This is a genomic window from Streptomyces sp. NPDC059917, assembly GCF_042730635.1.
Classification (GTDB): domain Bacteria; phylum Actinomycetota; class Actinomycetes; order Streptomycetales; family Streptomycetaceae; genus Streptomyces.
In genome coordinates, this window is the sequence record NZ_JBHWLC010000010.1 from 102,885 (window position 1) to 117,023 (window position 14,139).

General features: G+C 72.7%; 12 protein-coding genes. 10 read left to right on the plus strand and 2 right to left on the minus strand.

Going from position 1 to position 14,139, the window contains the following annotated elements; genetic code table 11:
- The first annotated feature begins 1 nt into the window (after position 1).
- From ACFWAR_RS08895 to ACFWAR_RS08925, 7 genes are all read left to right on the plus strand, one after another.
- Positions 2-1,192, plus strand: coding sequence for an allantoate amidohydrolase (locus tag ACFWAR_RS08895; RefSeq protein ID WP_385774695.1), 1,191 nt, complete (start codon positions 2-4; stop codon positions 1,190-1,192).
- Positions 1,183-2,547 carry a formimidoylglutamate deiminase gene (locus ACFWAR_RS08900; RefSeq protein WP_385774588.1) on the plus strand — a complete coding sequence of 455 codons (1,365 nt, stop codon included), beginning with the start codon at positions 1,183-1,185 and terminating at the stop codon, positions 2,545-2,547. The genes ACFWAR_RS08895 and ACFWAR_RS08900 overlap by 10 nt, the downstream gene beginning before the upstream one ends.
- A gap of 41 nt (positions 2,548-2,588) precedes the next feature.
- On the plus strand, positions 2,589-3,767 hold the full coding sequence (gene hutI / locus ACFWAR_RS08905) for an imidazolonepropionase (RefSeq protein WP_385774590.1): 1,179 nt from the start codon (positions 2,589-2,591) through the stop codon (positions 3,765-3,767).
- 125 nt (positions 3,768-3,892) lie between these two features.
- Entirely contained in the window at positions 3,893-4,567 is a 675-nt protein-coding gene (locus ACFWAR_RS08910) for an LPXTG cell wall anchor domain-containing protein (RefSeq protein ID WP_385774592.1), read from the plus strand.
- A 17-nt stretch (positions 4,568-4,584) separates the two neighbouring features.
- Complete coding sequence (locus tag ACFWAR_RS08915; protein WP_385774594.1) at positions 4,585-5,604, plus strand: hypothetical protein; 1,020 nt, start codon at positions 4,585-4,587, stop codon at positions 5,602-5,604.
- Positions 5,601-6,797 carry a neocarzinostatin apoprotein domain-containing protein gene (locus tag ACFWAR_RS08920; protein WP_385774596.1) on the plus strand — a complete coding sequence of 399 codons (1,197 nt, stop codon included), beginning with the start codon at positions 5,601-5,603 and terminating at the stop codon, positions 6,795-6,797. The genes ACFWAR_RS08915 and ACFWAR_RS08920 overlap by 4 nt, the downstream gene beginning before the upstream one ends.
- Before the next feature lie 14 nt (positions 6,798-6,811).
- Positions 6,812-8,131 carry a hypothetical protein gene (locus tag ACFWAR_RS08925; RefSeq protein ID WP_385774697.1) on the plus strand — a complete coding sequence of 440 codons (1,320 nt, stop codon included), beginning with the start codon at positions 6,812-6,814 and terminating at the stop codon, positions 8,129-8,131.
- A gap of 86 nt (positions 8,132-8,217) precedes the next feature.
- Here ACFWAR_RS08925 and ACFWAR_RS08930 read toward each other — a convergent pair whose 3' ends face one another.
- Positions 8,218-9,735 carry a peptide MFS transporter gene (locus ACFWAR_RS08930; protein WP_385774599.1) on the minus strand — a complete coding sequence of 506 codons (1,518 nt, stop codon included), beginning with the start codon at positions 9,733-9,735 and terminating at the stop codon, positions 8,218-8,220.
- A 490-nt stretch (positions 9,736-10,225) separates the two neighbouring features.
- Here ACFWAR_RS08930 and ACFWAR_RS08935 point away from each other — a divergent pair, with 490 nt between their 5' ends.
- Positions 10,226-10,903 (plus strand): response regulator transcription factor, encoded by a 678-nt coding sequence (locus tag ACFWAR_RS08935; protein ID WP_226734440.1) that lies wholly within the window; start codon positions 10,226-10,228, stop codon positions 10,901-10,903.
- Positions 10,904-10,940: 37 nt separating this feature from the next.
- Positions 10,941-12,206 (plus strand): ATP-binding protein, encoded by a 1,266-nt coding sequence (locus ACFWAR_RS08940; protein WP_385774602.1) that lies wholly within the window; start codon positions 10,941-10,943, stop codon positions 12,204-12,206.
- A gap of 53 nt (positions 12,207-12,259) precedes the next feature.
- Here the strand turns inward: ACFWAR_RS08940 and ACFWAR_RS08945 are convergent, their stop codons facing one another.
- The gene (locus ACFWAR_RS08945) at positions 12,260-12,796 is read right to left on the minus strand and encodes a GtrA family protein (protein WP_385774604.1); all 537 of its coding nucleotides are present in this window, start codon (positions 12,794-12,796) and stop codon (positions 12,260-12,262) included.
- Positions 12,797-12,952: 156 nt separating this feature from the next.
- Here ACFWAR_RS08945 and ACFWAR_RS08950 point away from each other — a divergent pair, with 156 nt between their 5' ends.
- Positions 12,953-14,122, plus strand: a complete 1,170-nt coding sequence (locus ACFWAR_RS08950) for a 5-(carboxyamino)imidazole ribonucleotide synthase (RefSeq protein WP_385774606.1) — start codon at positions 12,953-12,955, stop codon at positions 14,120-14,122.
- The last annotated feature ends 17 nt before the right edge of the window (positions 14,123-14,139 follow it).

Sequence of the window (14,139 nt, forward strand, 5' to 3'; positions counted from 1 at the left end):
GATGTGGGCCGAGCTCCGGCCCATCGGGCGGGACCGGGACAGCGGCGGCTACCGCCGCTACGCCTGGACCGGCGCCGACGCCGACTGCCGGACCTGGTTCCAGGCGCAGGCCGAGGCGCGCGGGCTCGCCTACGAGACCGACCGCAACGGCAACCAGTGGGCCTGGCTCGGCGACCCCCTCGCCGGGGACGCCGTCGTCACCGGCTCCCACCTGGACTCCGTGCCCGACGGCGGGGCCTTCGACGGCCCCCTCGGCGTGGTCTCCTCCTTCGCCGCCCTCGACGAGCTCCGCCGCAGGGGCGCCGCCTTCTCCCGGCCGCTGGCCATCACCAACTTCGGTGACGAGGAGGGCGCCCGCTTCGGGCTCGCCTGCGTCGGCTCCCGGCTCGCCGCCGGACAGCTGACGAAGGAGAAGGCGTACGAGCTGCGCGACGCCGACGGCACCAGCCTGCCGCGCGCCATGGAGGAGGCCGGGTACGACCCGGACACCATCGGCGCCGACCCCGAACGCCTCGCCCGCATCGGGGCCTTCGTCGAGCTGCACGTGGAACAGGGCCGCGCCCTGGACCTCTCCGGCGACCGGGTCGGCCTCGCCTCCGCGATCTGGCCGCACGGCCGCTGGCGCTTCGACTTCCGCGGCGAGGCCAACCACGCCGGCACCACCCGGCTGGTGGACCGCCGCGACCCGATGCTGACCTACGCCCAGACCGTGCTGGCCGCCCGCAGCGAGGCGGCCCTCGCCGGGGCCGTCGCCACCTTCGGGAAGATCTCGGTCGAGCCCAACGGGGTCAACGCGATCCCCTCGCTGGTCCGCGGCTGGCTCGACTCCCGCGCACCCGACCAGGCCGCCCTCGACACCGTCGTCACGGCGATCGAGAAGGCCGCCCGGGAACGCGCCGAGAGCGAGGGCATCGACCTGAGCGTGGTCCGGGAGTCCTTCACCCCGGTCATCGAGTTCGAGGACGCCCTGCGCGACGAGCTCAACCGGATCCTGGGCGGGGCCCTCCCGGTGCTCGGAACCGGCGCGGGACACGACGCCGGAATCCTCTCCGGATCGATCCCGACCGCGATGCTGTTCGTACGCAATCCCACCGGCGTCTCCCACTCCCCGGCCGAGTACGCCGCCGAGGACGACTGCGTCGCCGGAGTCCTCGCCCTCGCCGACGTACTGGAAGGTCTCGCATGCAGGTGACGGGGCCCGCGCCGAGCGCGCGGCAGCACACGTACTGGCTGGAGCACGCCTGGCTCGGCACCCACGTCGAGCCGGGCGTCGCCCTGGACGTCGAGGACGGCCGGATCGCGGCGCTGCGCACCGGCGTGGACGCCCCGCCGCCGGGCGCCGAGGTGCTGCGCGGGCTCACCCTCCCGGGCCTGGCCAACGCGCACAGCCACGCCTTCCACCGGGCGCTGCGCGGCACGGTCCAGGTCGGCAGCGGCACCTTCTGGACCTGGCGCGAGCTGATGTACAAGGCCGCCCAGAACCTCACCCCCGAGAACTACTTCGCGCTCGCCCGCGCGGTCTACGCGGAGATGGCGCTGGCCGGGATCACCGCCGTCGGCGAGTTCCACTACGTCCACCACGCCCCCGGCGGCGCGGCCTACGCCGACCCCAACGCCATGGGCGAGGCCCTGATCGAGGCGGCGGCCGCGGCCGGCATCCGCATCACCCTCCTCGACACGGCGTACCTCTCCTCCGGCTTCGGCGAGGCCCCGCAGCCGCACCAGCTGCGCTTCTCCGACGGCACCGCCGACGCCTGGGCCGAGCGGGTCGACGCGCTGAAGCCGCGCGAGCACGCCCTGATCGGCGCCGCCGTGCACTCCGTGCGCGCCGTGCCCGCCGACCAGCTGGCCACGGTGGCGGCCTGGGCCGCCGAGCGCCGGGCGCCGCTGCACGTGCACCTGTCCGAGCAGACCGCCGAGAACGACGCCTGCCGGGCCGCGCACGGGTGCACCCCCACCCAGCTGCTCGCCGATCACGGGGTGCTGGGCCCGCGCACCACCGGCGTGCACAACACGCACCTCACGGACGCGGACATCGCCCTCCTGGGCGGCACGTCCACCGGCACCTGCATGTGCCCCACCACCGAACGCGACCTCGCCGACGGCATCGGCCCGGCCACCCGGCTCCAGCACGCCGGCAGCCCGCTGTCCCTGGGCAGCGACAGCCACGCCGTCATCGACCTGCTCGAAGAGGCCCGCGCGATGGAGCTGAACGAGCGCCTGCGCAGCCGCACGCGCGGGCACTGGACGGCGAACGCGCTGCTGACCGCGGCGACCGAGGACGGGCACGCGGCCCTCGGCTGGGAGGGGGCCGGGCGGCTGGAGGCGGGTGCGCGCGCGGACTTCACCACGGTCGCGCTGGACTCCGTACGGACGGCGGGGCCGGTGCCGCGGCTGGGTGCCGAGACCGCGGTCTTCGCGGCCTCCGCGGCCGACGTCCGGCACACCGTGGTCGGCGGCCGGCACGTCGTCCGCGACGGCGCGCACACCCTGGTCCCCGACGTCCCGTCGGCCCTGGCCGAAGCGATCGCAGCCGTCCGCGGCTGACCCCTTCCCGGGGCGGAGCCCCGTGCCTCCGAGAGGAAACCGTGACCACCACCGTCATCCACAACATCGGCAGCCTCGTCACCAACGACCCCGCTCTCGGCGACGGCTCCCCGCTGGGCCTGCTCCAGGACGCCGCCGTCGTCCTGGACGGCGAGACCGTGGCCTGGGTCGGCCCCGCCGACCGGGCCCCGGCCGCGGACCACGCCTTCGACGCGCACGGCCGCGCCGTGATCCCCGGCTTCGTCGACTCCCACTCGCACCTGGTCTTCGCGGGCGACCGCACCGCCGAGTTCAACGCCCGGATGTCGGGCCGCAGCTACTCCGCCGGTGGGATCCGGACCACGGTCGCCGCCACCCGCGCCGCCACCGACGCCGAGCTGGAGGCCAATCTGGTCCGCCACCTCGACGAGGCCCGCCGCCAGGGCACCACCACCTTCGAGACCAAGTCCGGCTACGGCCTGACCGTCGAGGACGAGGCCCGCGCCCTGCGCATCGCCGCCGCCCACACCGAGGAGGTCACCTACCTCGGCGCGCACATCGTCTCGCCCGACTTCGCCGCGGACCCGGCGGCCTACGTGGACCTGGTCACCGGCGAGATGCTGGCGGCCTGCGCCCCGTACGCCCGCTGGGTGGACGTCTTCTGCGAGAAGGGGGCCTTCGACGGGGACCAGGCCCGCGCCATCCTCACCGCGGGCGCGGCCGCGGGCCTGATCCCGCGCATCCACGCCAACCAGCTCTCCCACGGCCCCGGCGTCCAGCTCGCCGTGGAACTGGAGGCGGCCTCCGCCGACCACTGCACCCACCTGACCGACGCCGACGTCGACGCGCTCGGCCAGGCCGCCGCGACCACGGTGGCCACCCTGCTGCCCGGCGCGGAGTTCTCCACCCGCGCCCAGTGGCCGGACGCCCGTCGGCTGCTCGCCGCAGGCGCCACCGTCGCCCTGTCGACCGACTGCAACCCCGGCTCCTCCTACACGAGTTCGATGCCCTTCTGCATCGCCCTCGCCGTCCGGGACATGGGCATGACCCCCGACGAGGCCCTGTGGTCCGCCACCGCGGGCGGCGCCCGCGCCCTGCGGCGCACCGACATCGGCGCGCTCACGCCCGGTGCGCGGGCGGACCTGGCCCTGCTGGACGCCCCGAGCCACGTCCACCTGGCCTACCGGCCGGGCGTCCCGCTCGTTTCGGCCGTGTGGCAGCGGGGTGTCCGGGCCTCCTGATACCGGGGTGTCCTGTCTCTTCCTTCCGTAGGCCCCTCGGCGTACTTTGAGCCACCAAATCTGATGTGCCGTCAGTAACTTGCCATCAGTGACACGTGGTTCCGAGGCCCGAGGGGAAGACGAAGGTGTCCAACCGGAAACGCTCCACCGCGCTCGCGCTCGCCACCGCGCTGGCCGGATCGGCGGTCCTGCTGGCCGCCCCGGCCGCGCAGGCCGATGTGGTCGACGTCAAGTACGACTGCGAAACCCCGATCGGCCCGAAGTCGGCCGTGTCGCCCATCGACATCAAGGCCGTCAAGGAGGGCGACGGCTACAAGCTCACGATGTCCTTCCAGAAGGGCGTCTCCTCCAGCCCCATCGAACTCGGCCCCGGCGCGATGTCGCCCAGCGCCGTCATCATGGTGGCCGGGGACGAGACGGCCAGCGTCCCGGTCGCGGGCCCGCCCAACGCGGCCGCCGCGCCCGCCAACGCGCCCATCAAGATCTCCGACCTCTCGGGCACCTACACCCCGAAGAAGAGCGGCAAGGTCACCTTCACCGCGGGCGTGCTCACCATCAAGGCCATGGGCACCACGACCACCTGCAAGACCGGCAACAGCCCCAAGCCGTCCCTGGAGATGGAGGTGACGGCGGCCGCCGGGGCGGCGAAGTCCGCCTCCTCCGGCTCCGAGGACACCCTCCCGCAGACCGGCCCCGCCGACTCCGCCCTGGCCCTGGGCACCCTGGGCGCCACCGTGCTGCTCTCCGGCGCCGCCGGGGTGCTCTGGCTGACCCGGCGCGGCCAACGGGCCCGGTCCTGAACGGAGCGGACCCGGCCATGCCCGTGCTCCGCCGCCACCACACCCGCCTCGCGTCGGCCGGGCTGTCCGGGCTGATCTGCGCGATCGCCCTGTGCTTCGCCGCCCCGGCGCGCGCGGCCGACCCCGGCTGGAGCGCCGAGCCGGCCGCCGGGTCGACGGCCCGCCCCGGCGGCGCCCGCCCGTACTTCTACCTGGAGGGAACCCCCGGCACGGTGCTGGAGGACCGGCTCGCGCTGGCCAACCCCACGGACCGGGAACACACCGTGACCCTGCGCGGAGCGGACGCCTACAACACCGGGGCCGGGGCCCTCGCGGTGCGCCCGGCGGCGCGGTCCACCGGGGCCGGGTCCTGGATCGGCTTCGGCGCGGCCCGCACCGTCACGATCCCGCCCCGCACCCGCGCCGTGGTCCCCTTCACCGTCACCGTGCCCCCCGCCGCGGTGCCGGGCGACCACCCCGTCGCCGTCGTCGCGACCGAAGCCGGTCACGAGGCGGCCGTACGGGTCCACCTGCGCGTCAGCGGTCCGGTCCTGGCCGCCCTCACCGTCGAGCGCGCCTCGGTCGGCGGCAAGGGCGCGGCCGCCGTCCTGCACTACACCCTGGTCAACCGCGGGAACGTGGCCCTCGCGCCCGAGCTGTCGGTGCGCGCCGAGGGACTGTTCGGCGAGGTGGCGGGCCGCACCGTGCGCGGCCTGCCCGTGGAACTGCTGCCCGGCCAGCGGGTCGAGCTGAGCGAGCCCTGGCCCGGGGCGCCGGTCTTCGACGACGTCCGGCTCACCCTCACCGTCACCGCCCCGGGCGGCGCGCGGGCCACGACCACCACCTCCGCGTGGTTCGTGCCCTGGGGCCTGGTCGGCCTGACCTGCGCGGGGCTGCTCGGCCTCGGCGCCGTGGCCCTGGTCGCGCACCTGCTCGCACGCACCCGTCGGGCGTCCCGTGCGGCGTCGCCCGCCGGCGCGGGCGGGCGCCCGGACGGGCCCGACGCGGACGCCGAACCCCACCTGCCAGAACACGAGTTGACGGGAGCTCCCAGGTGAGCACGCGCTACGTTGCCCCGCTCCCGGCGGCCGGCCGCGCCCGCCCGGCCGCGCGTCGGCGCGGACCGGGCCGCAGGACGGCGACGGTCCTGGTGGTCGCGCTGGCGGGCGCCCTCCTCGCGCTGGCGGCGGCCGCCGCCGGGGCCGCTCCGGCCGCCGACGGCAAACCCGCCGCGACGCTCTCCCTCCAGGAGGTCGCCAAGGGCACCGAGGTCACCGTCACCGGAACCGGCTGGCGGCCCAAGACCATGGTGATGCTGCTGGTCTGCGGGCAGAACATGATCGGCGGCACCAACAGCTGCGCCAACGCGGACGGCGCCGCCGTCGCCGTCGACGAGGCCGGGCACTTCGCAGCCGGGCTGCCAGTGGTGGGACCGCCCAAGCCCTGTCCCTGCGTGGTCAACGTGGCCTCCGTCAACGGGGACCAGTCCACCGTCGCCGTCCCGGTGAAGATCACGGACCATCCGGTGGCCGAGCTGCCGGCGGAGTCCGGCACGGCCCGCCTCGCCCTCTTGACCGGGGTCCAACTGGAGGGCGACGACGGCGTGCTGACCTGGTTCGGCGCCCCGCCGAGCCGCCGGTTCGTGGTCACGGTCGGCAACCTCGGCTCGGCCCCGGTCACCGACCCCGTCTTCCAGATCGGCACCGCCCACGGGGTGTTCGCGCCGACCTGGGAGGAACACCGGTGGAAGGGCACGATCCCGCCCGGGCAGAAGGCCCGGGTCGCGATCGACGTCGAGCTGGGCGCGGGCGCGTACGGCGACTACACGCTCTCGCTCAAGTACGGCGAGAAGGTCCTGGCCACCCAGCCCTGGGGGGTGGACCGGCCCTACGGCGTCCTCCTCTTCTGGGTCCTGCTGTGCCTGGTGATCCCCGCCGCGCTCTTCCGGGTCGGCATGGCCGTCGTCGACAAGGTCCGCCCCCGCGCCCCCGGCTCCGGCCGCCACCGCGGCAGCGCGCCCGTCGGCGCCCCGCGCGATCCGGCGAACGTCGTCACCGCGCGGCTGCCGCGCGTCCCCGGCGCCGTACGGCGCCCGGGCGGCCCCCCGCGGCGCCCCCCGGCGCCGTCCCCCCAGACCGCCACGGCCGTACTGCCGTGGTTCACCCCGGACGGCGCCGACGCTCCGGGAGCACCACCCGTACAGACATCCGCACCGTCAGAAGACCATCCGACAACGAAGGGACAGTCGTGAAGACCCAACGGAGGATGAGCGCGGCCGGGGTCGCGCTGATGCTCGGCGGGGCGGGGATCCTGCTGGCGGCGACCCCCGCCCAGGCCGCCGAGATCACCTTCAAGACCGAGTGCATCCCGCCCGCCATCAGCAATCTCCCCCCGATCCAGGGCGAGACGACGGTGTCGATCACCGCGCCGGCGACCGCCAAGGTCGGTGACACCGTCGACATCAGCTGGAAGACGGTCAAGGCGGCGTCGAAGAACCCGGACGTGCTGGACCTGAACAAGGACGTCGTCCAGCCCAGCGGCAACATCACCGTCGGCGGGGCCCAGAGCGGCACCGTGGCGGTCCAGGGCCCGCGCCAGAACCCGCCGATCCCCAAGAACAGCCAGATGGTGCTGTCGGAGATGAAGGGCAAGCTCAAGATCGAGAAGGCGGGCGACATCACGCTCACGCCCGACAAGTACACGATCAACGTCAACCAGATCATGACCACCGAGACCAAGTGCTCGCCGAAGGAGACGGTGAAGGCCGGGGCGACCATCAAGGTCGAGGGCGGCGGGTCGACGACCGGCGGTGCCACCACGGGCGGTGCCACCACGGGCGGGGCGACCACCACGGGCGGGGCCACGACCACCGGTGGGGCCACCACCACGGGCGGGGCCACGACCACGGGTGGGGCCACCACCGGCGGCAGCGGCGGGCAGACCGACTTCCCGGGCAAGGCCGTGGAGGTCGCCTACGACTGCGGACCGACGGTCCCCGGCGGCATCAAGACCCCGGTCACGATCAGCGCCAAGAAGAACGGCGGCGCCTACGCCCTGACCGTCAAGACCGCCAAGGGAGCCATGGCCAGCCCGATGGCCCTGCCGGCGGGCGCCCTCAAGCCCTCGATGAACATCAAGCTCGGCGGGGCCGACAGCGGCACGGTCAAGGTCACGGGCCCGGCCAACGCGGAGCCCATCCCGGACAAGGCCCCGGTCAGCCTGAGCGACATGAGCGGCACCTACACGCCCGGCAAGACCGGCAAGGTGACGCTCAGCCCCGACCAGCTGACCATCGACGTCACGCTGGCCCCCGGCGCCACACCCATCACGGTGCCCTGCAAGGCGACCACCAGCGGGGTCTCCCTGGAGCTGGACACGGCCGCCCAGCCGGGCGGCTCCGGTAACCCCGGTACCACCACCGCCGGTACGAACGCGGGCACGTCGGCCGCGGGCGGCCTGGCCGAGACCGGCGCCTCCGACGACGGCGGCATCAAGGCCCTGGCCCTGGTGGCCGGGACCGTCGTGCTGCTCGGCGGCGCGGTCTTCACCTTCACCCCGTGGCGCCGGCTGCGCGGCACGAGGTAGGCACCGCACGCACACGCGCGACGGCCCGGCACACCGTGGGGTGTGCCGGGCCGTCGCGTGCGTCCGTGCGCGAGGGGGGGCGTGCGTCAGTGCACGGTGCCCATCAGGGACTGGACCTTCTTGCGGTACGAGTAGATCGCGAAGCCCGCGAGGACCGCGGCCGCCGCCTCGAAGGCGATCACCGAGGTTCCGTTGAGGTCGACGCCCGCGATGGAGAGCAGACCGGTGGTGCAGTCACCCGCGGTGACCGCGAGGAACCAGACGCCCATCATCTGGGAGGCGTACTTCTGCGGGGCCATCTTCGTGGTGACCGAGAGGCCGACCGGGGAGAGGCACAGCTCACCGATGGTCTGGATCATGTAGATCGAGACCAGCCACATCGGCGAGACCTTGGTGCCGTCGCCGGCCATGTTCATCGGGACGATGAAGACGAAGAAGGACGCGCCGACCAGCACCAGACCCATCGAGAACTTCACGATGGTGTTCGGTTCCTGGTTCTTGCGGGCCAGCCACAGCCACAGCCAGGCGAAGACCGGCGCCAGGGCCATCACGAACAGCGGGTTCAGCGACTGGTACCAGGTGGCCGGGAAGCCGAGCCCGAAGACCTTGTCTGCGGTCTTGCCGTCGGCGAACAGCGACAGGGTCGAACCACCCTGGTCGTAGATCATCCAGAAGACGGCGGCGGCCACGAAGAACCAGATGTAAGCGGTCATCTTCGACTGCTCGGTGCCCGACAGGTCCTTGTCGCGCTTGATGCGGACCAGGACGGCCACCGGGATGACCAGACCGGCCAGGGTGATCGGGACCAGCGCCCAGTTCAGGGTGTACATGCCCAGGGCGGCGACGACGCCGTAGAACACGGCGGCCACGACGGCCACGCCGACGACCTTGACGATGACGTTCTTGCGCTCGTCCGCGGACAGCGGGTTCGGGACGATGCTGCTGCGGGCGTCCAGGTGCTTGGTGCCCAGGAGGAACTGGACCAGGCCCAGGCCCATGCCGACGGCGGCGAGCAGGAAGCCGAAGTGCCAGTTGACCTTCTCGCCGACGGTGCCGACGACGAAGGGCGCGACGAAGGCACCGAGGTTGATGCCGATGTAGAAGATCGTGAAGCCACCGTCACGGCGCGGGTCGTCCGGACCGTCGTAGAGGTGACCGACCATCGTCGAGATGTTGGCCTTCAGCAGGCCGGAACCGGCCGCGACCAGGACCAGGCCGAGGAAGAACATCGCCTGGCCGGGGATGGCCAGCGAGATGTGGCCGGCCATGATCACGCCACCGGCGATGGCGACGGTCTTGCGTGCGCCCCAGACGCGGTCACCGAACCAGCCGCCCGGCATGGCCATCAGGTAGACCATCGCCACGTAGACCGAGTAGATCGCCGTGGCCGTGGCCATCGTGAAGGCGAGGCCGCCACCCTGGCTGCCGGTCGCGGCCTCGGTCCCTCCCGAGACCAAGTACAGGACGAGGAGTGCGCGCATGCCGTAGTAGGAGAAGCGCTCCCACATCTCGGTCATGAACAGAGTGGCCAGGCCACGGGGGTGGCCGAAGAAGGTCTTTTCGGTGGACGAGTCCGCCGAACCCTCCGTCAGGCTGGAAGCCATGGTCGATCCTTGCTTGATCGGGACGCCTCGCTTCGTGAGCGGAACGGCGCCCGGTGGGGGGTGGCCGGCACCGGCGTCGAGTGCCCCGCCCCACGCCCAGGGGTCTCACGGCCGCATCGGCCGCGAAGGGACATCCGTCACCGGGATCCACGCCCGGCGCGCATCTTCGCGCGCAGGGCCCGGCCCACAGGTCATTCACTGTCATCAAGCCCGGCTAAGGGCAGTCCCAAGAGACTGGCTCGCCGGTCAGGACAGAAGTAGAGACCTTTGGCTCGCTTTTCGGCGCAAAGGTCCCCGGGGTAGTGCATCAGGCGTCTCGACACCATACGACACGACACTGCGGCATATGAAAGGACTTGAGATATGGATCACAGGATTCCGGGGAACCGTTTGATCACATTCGAAGGCCGTGAGCCGCCCACAAGACTAGATCCACAGGGGTGTCCGGGTGCAGCCCTGCGGCCGCCCGCCGCGGACTACCATCACCCACATGACGCGTGTACTGCTCGCCGAGGACGACGCATCCATCTCGGAACCCCTGGCCCGCGCCCTGCGCCGGGAGGGGTACGAGGTCGAGGTCCGTGAGGACGGCCCGACCGCTCTGGACGCGGGACTGCAGGGCGGCGTCGATCTTGTCGTCCTGGACCTGGGCCTGCCCGGGATGGACGGCCTGGAGGTCGCCCGCCGGCTGCGTGCCGAGGGCCACGGCTTCCCGATCCTGGTCCTGACCGCCCGGGCCGACGAGGTCGACACCGTGGTCGGACTGGACGCCGGGGCCGACGACTACGTGACCAAGCCCTTCCGGCTCGCCGAGCTGCTGGCCCGGGTCCGGGCCCTGCTCCGGCGCGGCGCCACCGAGCCCGCCCAGCCGCCCGCCACCCACGGGGTGCGGATCGACGTCGAGTCGCACCGCGCCTGGATGGGGGAGGAGGAGCTCCAGCTCACCGCCAAGGAGTTCGACCTGCTGCGCGTCCTGGTGCGCGACGCGGGCCGGGTCGTCACCCGCGACCAGCTCATGCGCGAGGTCTGGGACACCACCTGGTGGTCCTCGACCAAGACCCTGGACATGCACATCTCCTGGCTGCGCAAGAAGCTGGGCGACGACGCCGCGAACCCGCGCTACATCGCGACCGTCCGGGGCGTGGGCTTCCGCTTCGAGAAGAGCTGACCGCCCCGGGGGCACCGGTTAGGGCATCCTCTAAGGCATGCGCCGCCGCCTGATCAACTCCACGCTCGCCGTGGTGCTCGTCGTGATCGCCGTGTTCGGGATCTCCCTCGTGATCGTGGAGACCCGGACGATCACCAACAGCGCTCAGGACAGTGTCGAATCCGAGGCCCTGCGCCTCGTCGGCATCGTCGAGTCGAACGTGCTGGAGAAGAAGCCGATCGACGCCCGCTCGCTCGGCGAGCAGCTGGACGCCGGGCGCTCCGCACGCATCCAGGTCCCCGGCCACACCCCGGTCGAGATCGGCGTGCCCGTCGACGGCAGCGCCCTGCGCGGCACCGCCAGGGGCGAGAACGGCGAGGTGGTGGTGGTCGAGGAGTCCCGCTCCACGGTCACCAAGGAGGTCGGCCGCACCCTCGCGGTGGTCGGCGCCGTCGCCCTGCTGGCCGTCGTGGCGGCCGTCCTGCTCGCGGTGCGCCAGGCCAACCGGCTGGCCTCCCCGCTCACCGACCTCGCCGAGACCGCCGAGCGCCTCGGCTCGGGGGACCCGCGGCCGCGCCACAAGCGGTACGGGGTGCCCGAGCTGGACCGGGTCGCGGACGTCCTGGACGCCAGCGCGGAGCGGATCGGGCGGATGCTCACCGCGGAGCGGCGCCTGGCCGCCGATGCCTCGCACCAGCTGCGCACCCCGCTGACCGCGCTGTCGATGCGGCTGGAGGAGATCACCGTCACGGACGACCTGGAGACCGTACGGGAGGAGGCGACCATCGCCCTCACCCAGGTGGAGCGGCTCACGGACGTGGTGGAACGGCTGCTGACGAACTCCCGCGACCCGCGCACGGGGTCGGCGGTCCCCTTCGACCTGGACGAGATCGTCAAACAACAGGTGGAGGAGTGGCGCCCGGCCTACCGCAGCGCCGGTCGGGCCATCGTGCGCTCGGGGAAGCAGGGGATGCGGGCCGTGGGCACGCCGGGAGCGGTGTCCCAGGTACTGGCGACGCTGGTCGAGAACGCGCTCATGCACGGTGGCGGAACGGTCGCCCTGCGCACCCGGGTGACCGGGAACCAGGCGGTCATCGAGGTGACGGACGACGGTCCGGGAGTGCCTTCGGACCTCGGCAACCGGATCTTCGAACGGGCGATCAGCGGGCGGAACTCCACCGGCATCGGCCTCGCGGTGGCCCGGGACCTGGCCGAGGCGGACGGCGGTCGGCTCGAACTGCTCCAGGCGCAGCCGCCGGTCTTCGCCCTCTTCCTGAGCCGGACGGCACCGGAGCGGGTGGAACACGAACAGCCGGTCCGCTAGAGCGCCGGTCCGTTAGAGCGCCGGTCCGCTCCTCGCGGCGCCGGGGCCCCCTACTAGCGGGCGGCGGGCTCCGGGGCGGGCTCGGGGGAGACGGCGGCGTCGGCCTCGCGCTGGGCCGCGACCACGGTGGTCGTGGCGGCCGGGGTGGCCTCGGGCAGGGCGCGGAAGACCCAGGTCCGGTAGGACCAGAAGCGGAACACGGTCGCGATGCCCATGCCGAGGAACTTGAATATGTTGCTCTGCAGGTTGCTGTCCCAGCCGAAGCCGTAGGTGGCCGCGTAGAGCACGCCGCTCTCGATGACCATGCCGATCAGGCTGAAGGCGACGAAGAGCGTCAGCTCGCGGCGCCGGTTGCCGCGGTCGCGGTCGCGGTAGGTGAAGTACCGGAACCCGATGTAGTTGCTGGCGATCGCGACCACGATGGCTATGACGCTCGCGCGCACGACGGCCAGGTCGGTGGTGTGCCGCAGCAGGTTGAAGACGCCGAAGTTGACGAGCACGCCCATACCGCCGACCGCGCCGAACTTGATGACCTCCCGGCCGATGCCGCGGAAGCGTTCGGTCAAGGTGACGTGTTTCGGGGTGCTCATGTGATGGTTCAGTCCCTGCCGGTCGATGGTTCCAACCTGTCCATGTTAAGTCTCGGCCCAACCAAACGCGTGTGCCTTCCGACACCCGCGCGGAGCAGCGGGGCGGACGCGCGTAGACCTCCGGGTCCGACCCGAACCGGCCCGGCCGGCGTCCGAATGGCGGAATCCGGCCGATACCCTGGAGGAGTGACGTTCCCGGTAGTCGGCATGGTCGGCGGCGGACAGCTCGCCCGCATGACCCACGAGGCGGGTATCCCCCTCGGCATCAAGTTCAAGATCCTCAGTGACAGCCCACAGGACTCGGCGGCCCAGGTCGTCAGCGACGTCGTCATCGGCGACTATCGCGACCTGGAGACGCTGCGCGCCTTCGCGCGCGGCTGCGACGTGATCACCTTCGATCACGAGCACGTCCCCACCGAGCACCTGCGGGCCCTGGAAGCGGACGGCATCCCCGTCCGCCCGGGGCCCGACGCGCTCGTGCACGCCCAGGACAAGGGGGTGATGCGCGCCCGGCTCGACGCGATCGGCGCGCCCAGCCCCCGCCACCGGATCGTGAGCGATCCGGCGGACGCGGTGGCCTTCGCGGCCGAGGTCGGCGGTTTCCCCGTCATCCTCAAGACCGTGCGCGGCGGGTACGACGGCAAGGGCGTGTGGTTCGTGCGCACCGAGGAGGACGCGCAGGCGCCCTTCAAGGCGGGCGTCCCGGTCCTGGCCGAGGAGAAGGTCGAGTACGTGAGGGAGCTGGCGGCCAACATCGTCCGCTCGCCGCACGGCCAGGCCGTGGCGTACCCGGTCGTGGAGTCCGTCCAGGTGGACGGGGTCTGCGACACGGTGATCGCCCCCGCCCCGAACCTCTCCGAGGAGCTCGCGGGCGAGGCCCAGGCCCTCGCCCTGCGGATCGCCAAGGAGCTCGACGTGACCGGCCACCTGGCCGTCGAGCTGTTCGAGACCCGCGACGGCCGGATCCTGGTCAACGAACTGGCCATGCGCCCGCACAACTCCGGGCACTGGACCCAGGACGGCGCGATGACCTCGCAGTTCGCCAACCACGTGCGCGCGGTCCTGGACCTCCCGCTGGGCGACCCGCGCCCCCGCGCCCGCTGGACGGTCATGGCGAACGTGCTGGGCGGGGACTACCCCGACATGTACGCGGCGTACCTGCACTGCATGGCGCACGACCCCCAGCTGAAGATCCACATGTACGGCAAGGACGTGAAGCCGGGCCGCAAGGTCGGCCACGTCAACACCTACGGCGACGACCTGGACGATGTGCTGGAGCGCGCACGTCACGCAGCCGGCTACCTCCGAGGGACGATCACCGAATGAGCACTCCTGGCACCTCC

What these genes read in the sequence shown, in the direction of transcription:
- ACFWAR_RS08945 (WP_385774604.1), bottom strand. Translation starts at nt 12,796, where the DNA reads ATGAGCACCCCGAAACACGTCACCTTGACCGAACGCTTCCGCGGCATC.
- ACFWAR_RS08915 (WP_385774594.1), top strand. Translation starts at nt 4,585, where the DNA reads ATGCCCGTGCTCCGCCGCCACCACACCCGCCTCGCGTCGGCCGGGCTG.
- ACFWAR_RS08930 (WP_385774599.1), bottom strand. Translation starts at nt 9,735, where the DNA reads ATGGCTTCCAGCCTGACGGAGGGTTCGGCGGACTCGTCCACCGAAAAG.
- ACFWAR_RS08940 (WP_385774602.1), top strand. Translation starts at nt 10,941, where the DNA reads ATGCGCCGCCGCCTGATCAACTCCACGCTCGCCGTGGTGCTCGTCGTG.
- ACFWAR_RS08925 (WP_385774697.1), top strand. Translation starts at nt 6,812, where the DNA reads ATGAGCGCGGCCGGGGTCGCGCTGATGCTCGGCGGGGCGGGGATCCTG.
- ACFWAR_RS08935 (WP_226734440.1), top strand. Translation starts at nt 10,226, where the DNA reads ATGACGCGTGTACTGCTCGCCGAGGACGACGCATCCATCTCGGAACCC.
- ACFWAR_RS08950 (WP_385774606.1), top strand. Translation starts at nt 12,953, where the DNA reads ATGGCGGAATCCGGCCGATACCCTGGAGGAGTGACGTTCCCGGTAGTC.
- ACFWAR_RS08895 (WP_385774695.1), top strand. Translation starts at nt 2, where the DNA reads ATGTGGGCCGAGCTCCGGCCCATCGGGCGGGACCGGGACAGCGGCGGC.
- ACFWAR_RS08900 (WP_385774588.1), top strand. Translation starts at nt 1,183, where the DNA reads ATGCAGGTGACGGGGCCCGCGCCGAGCGCGCGGCAGCACACGTACTGG.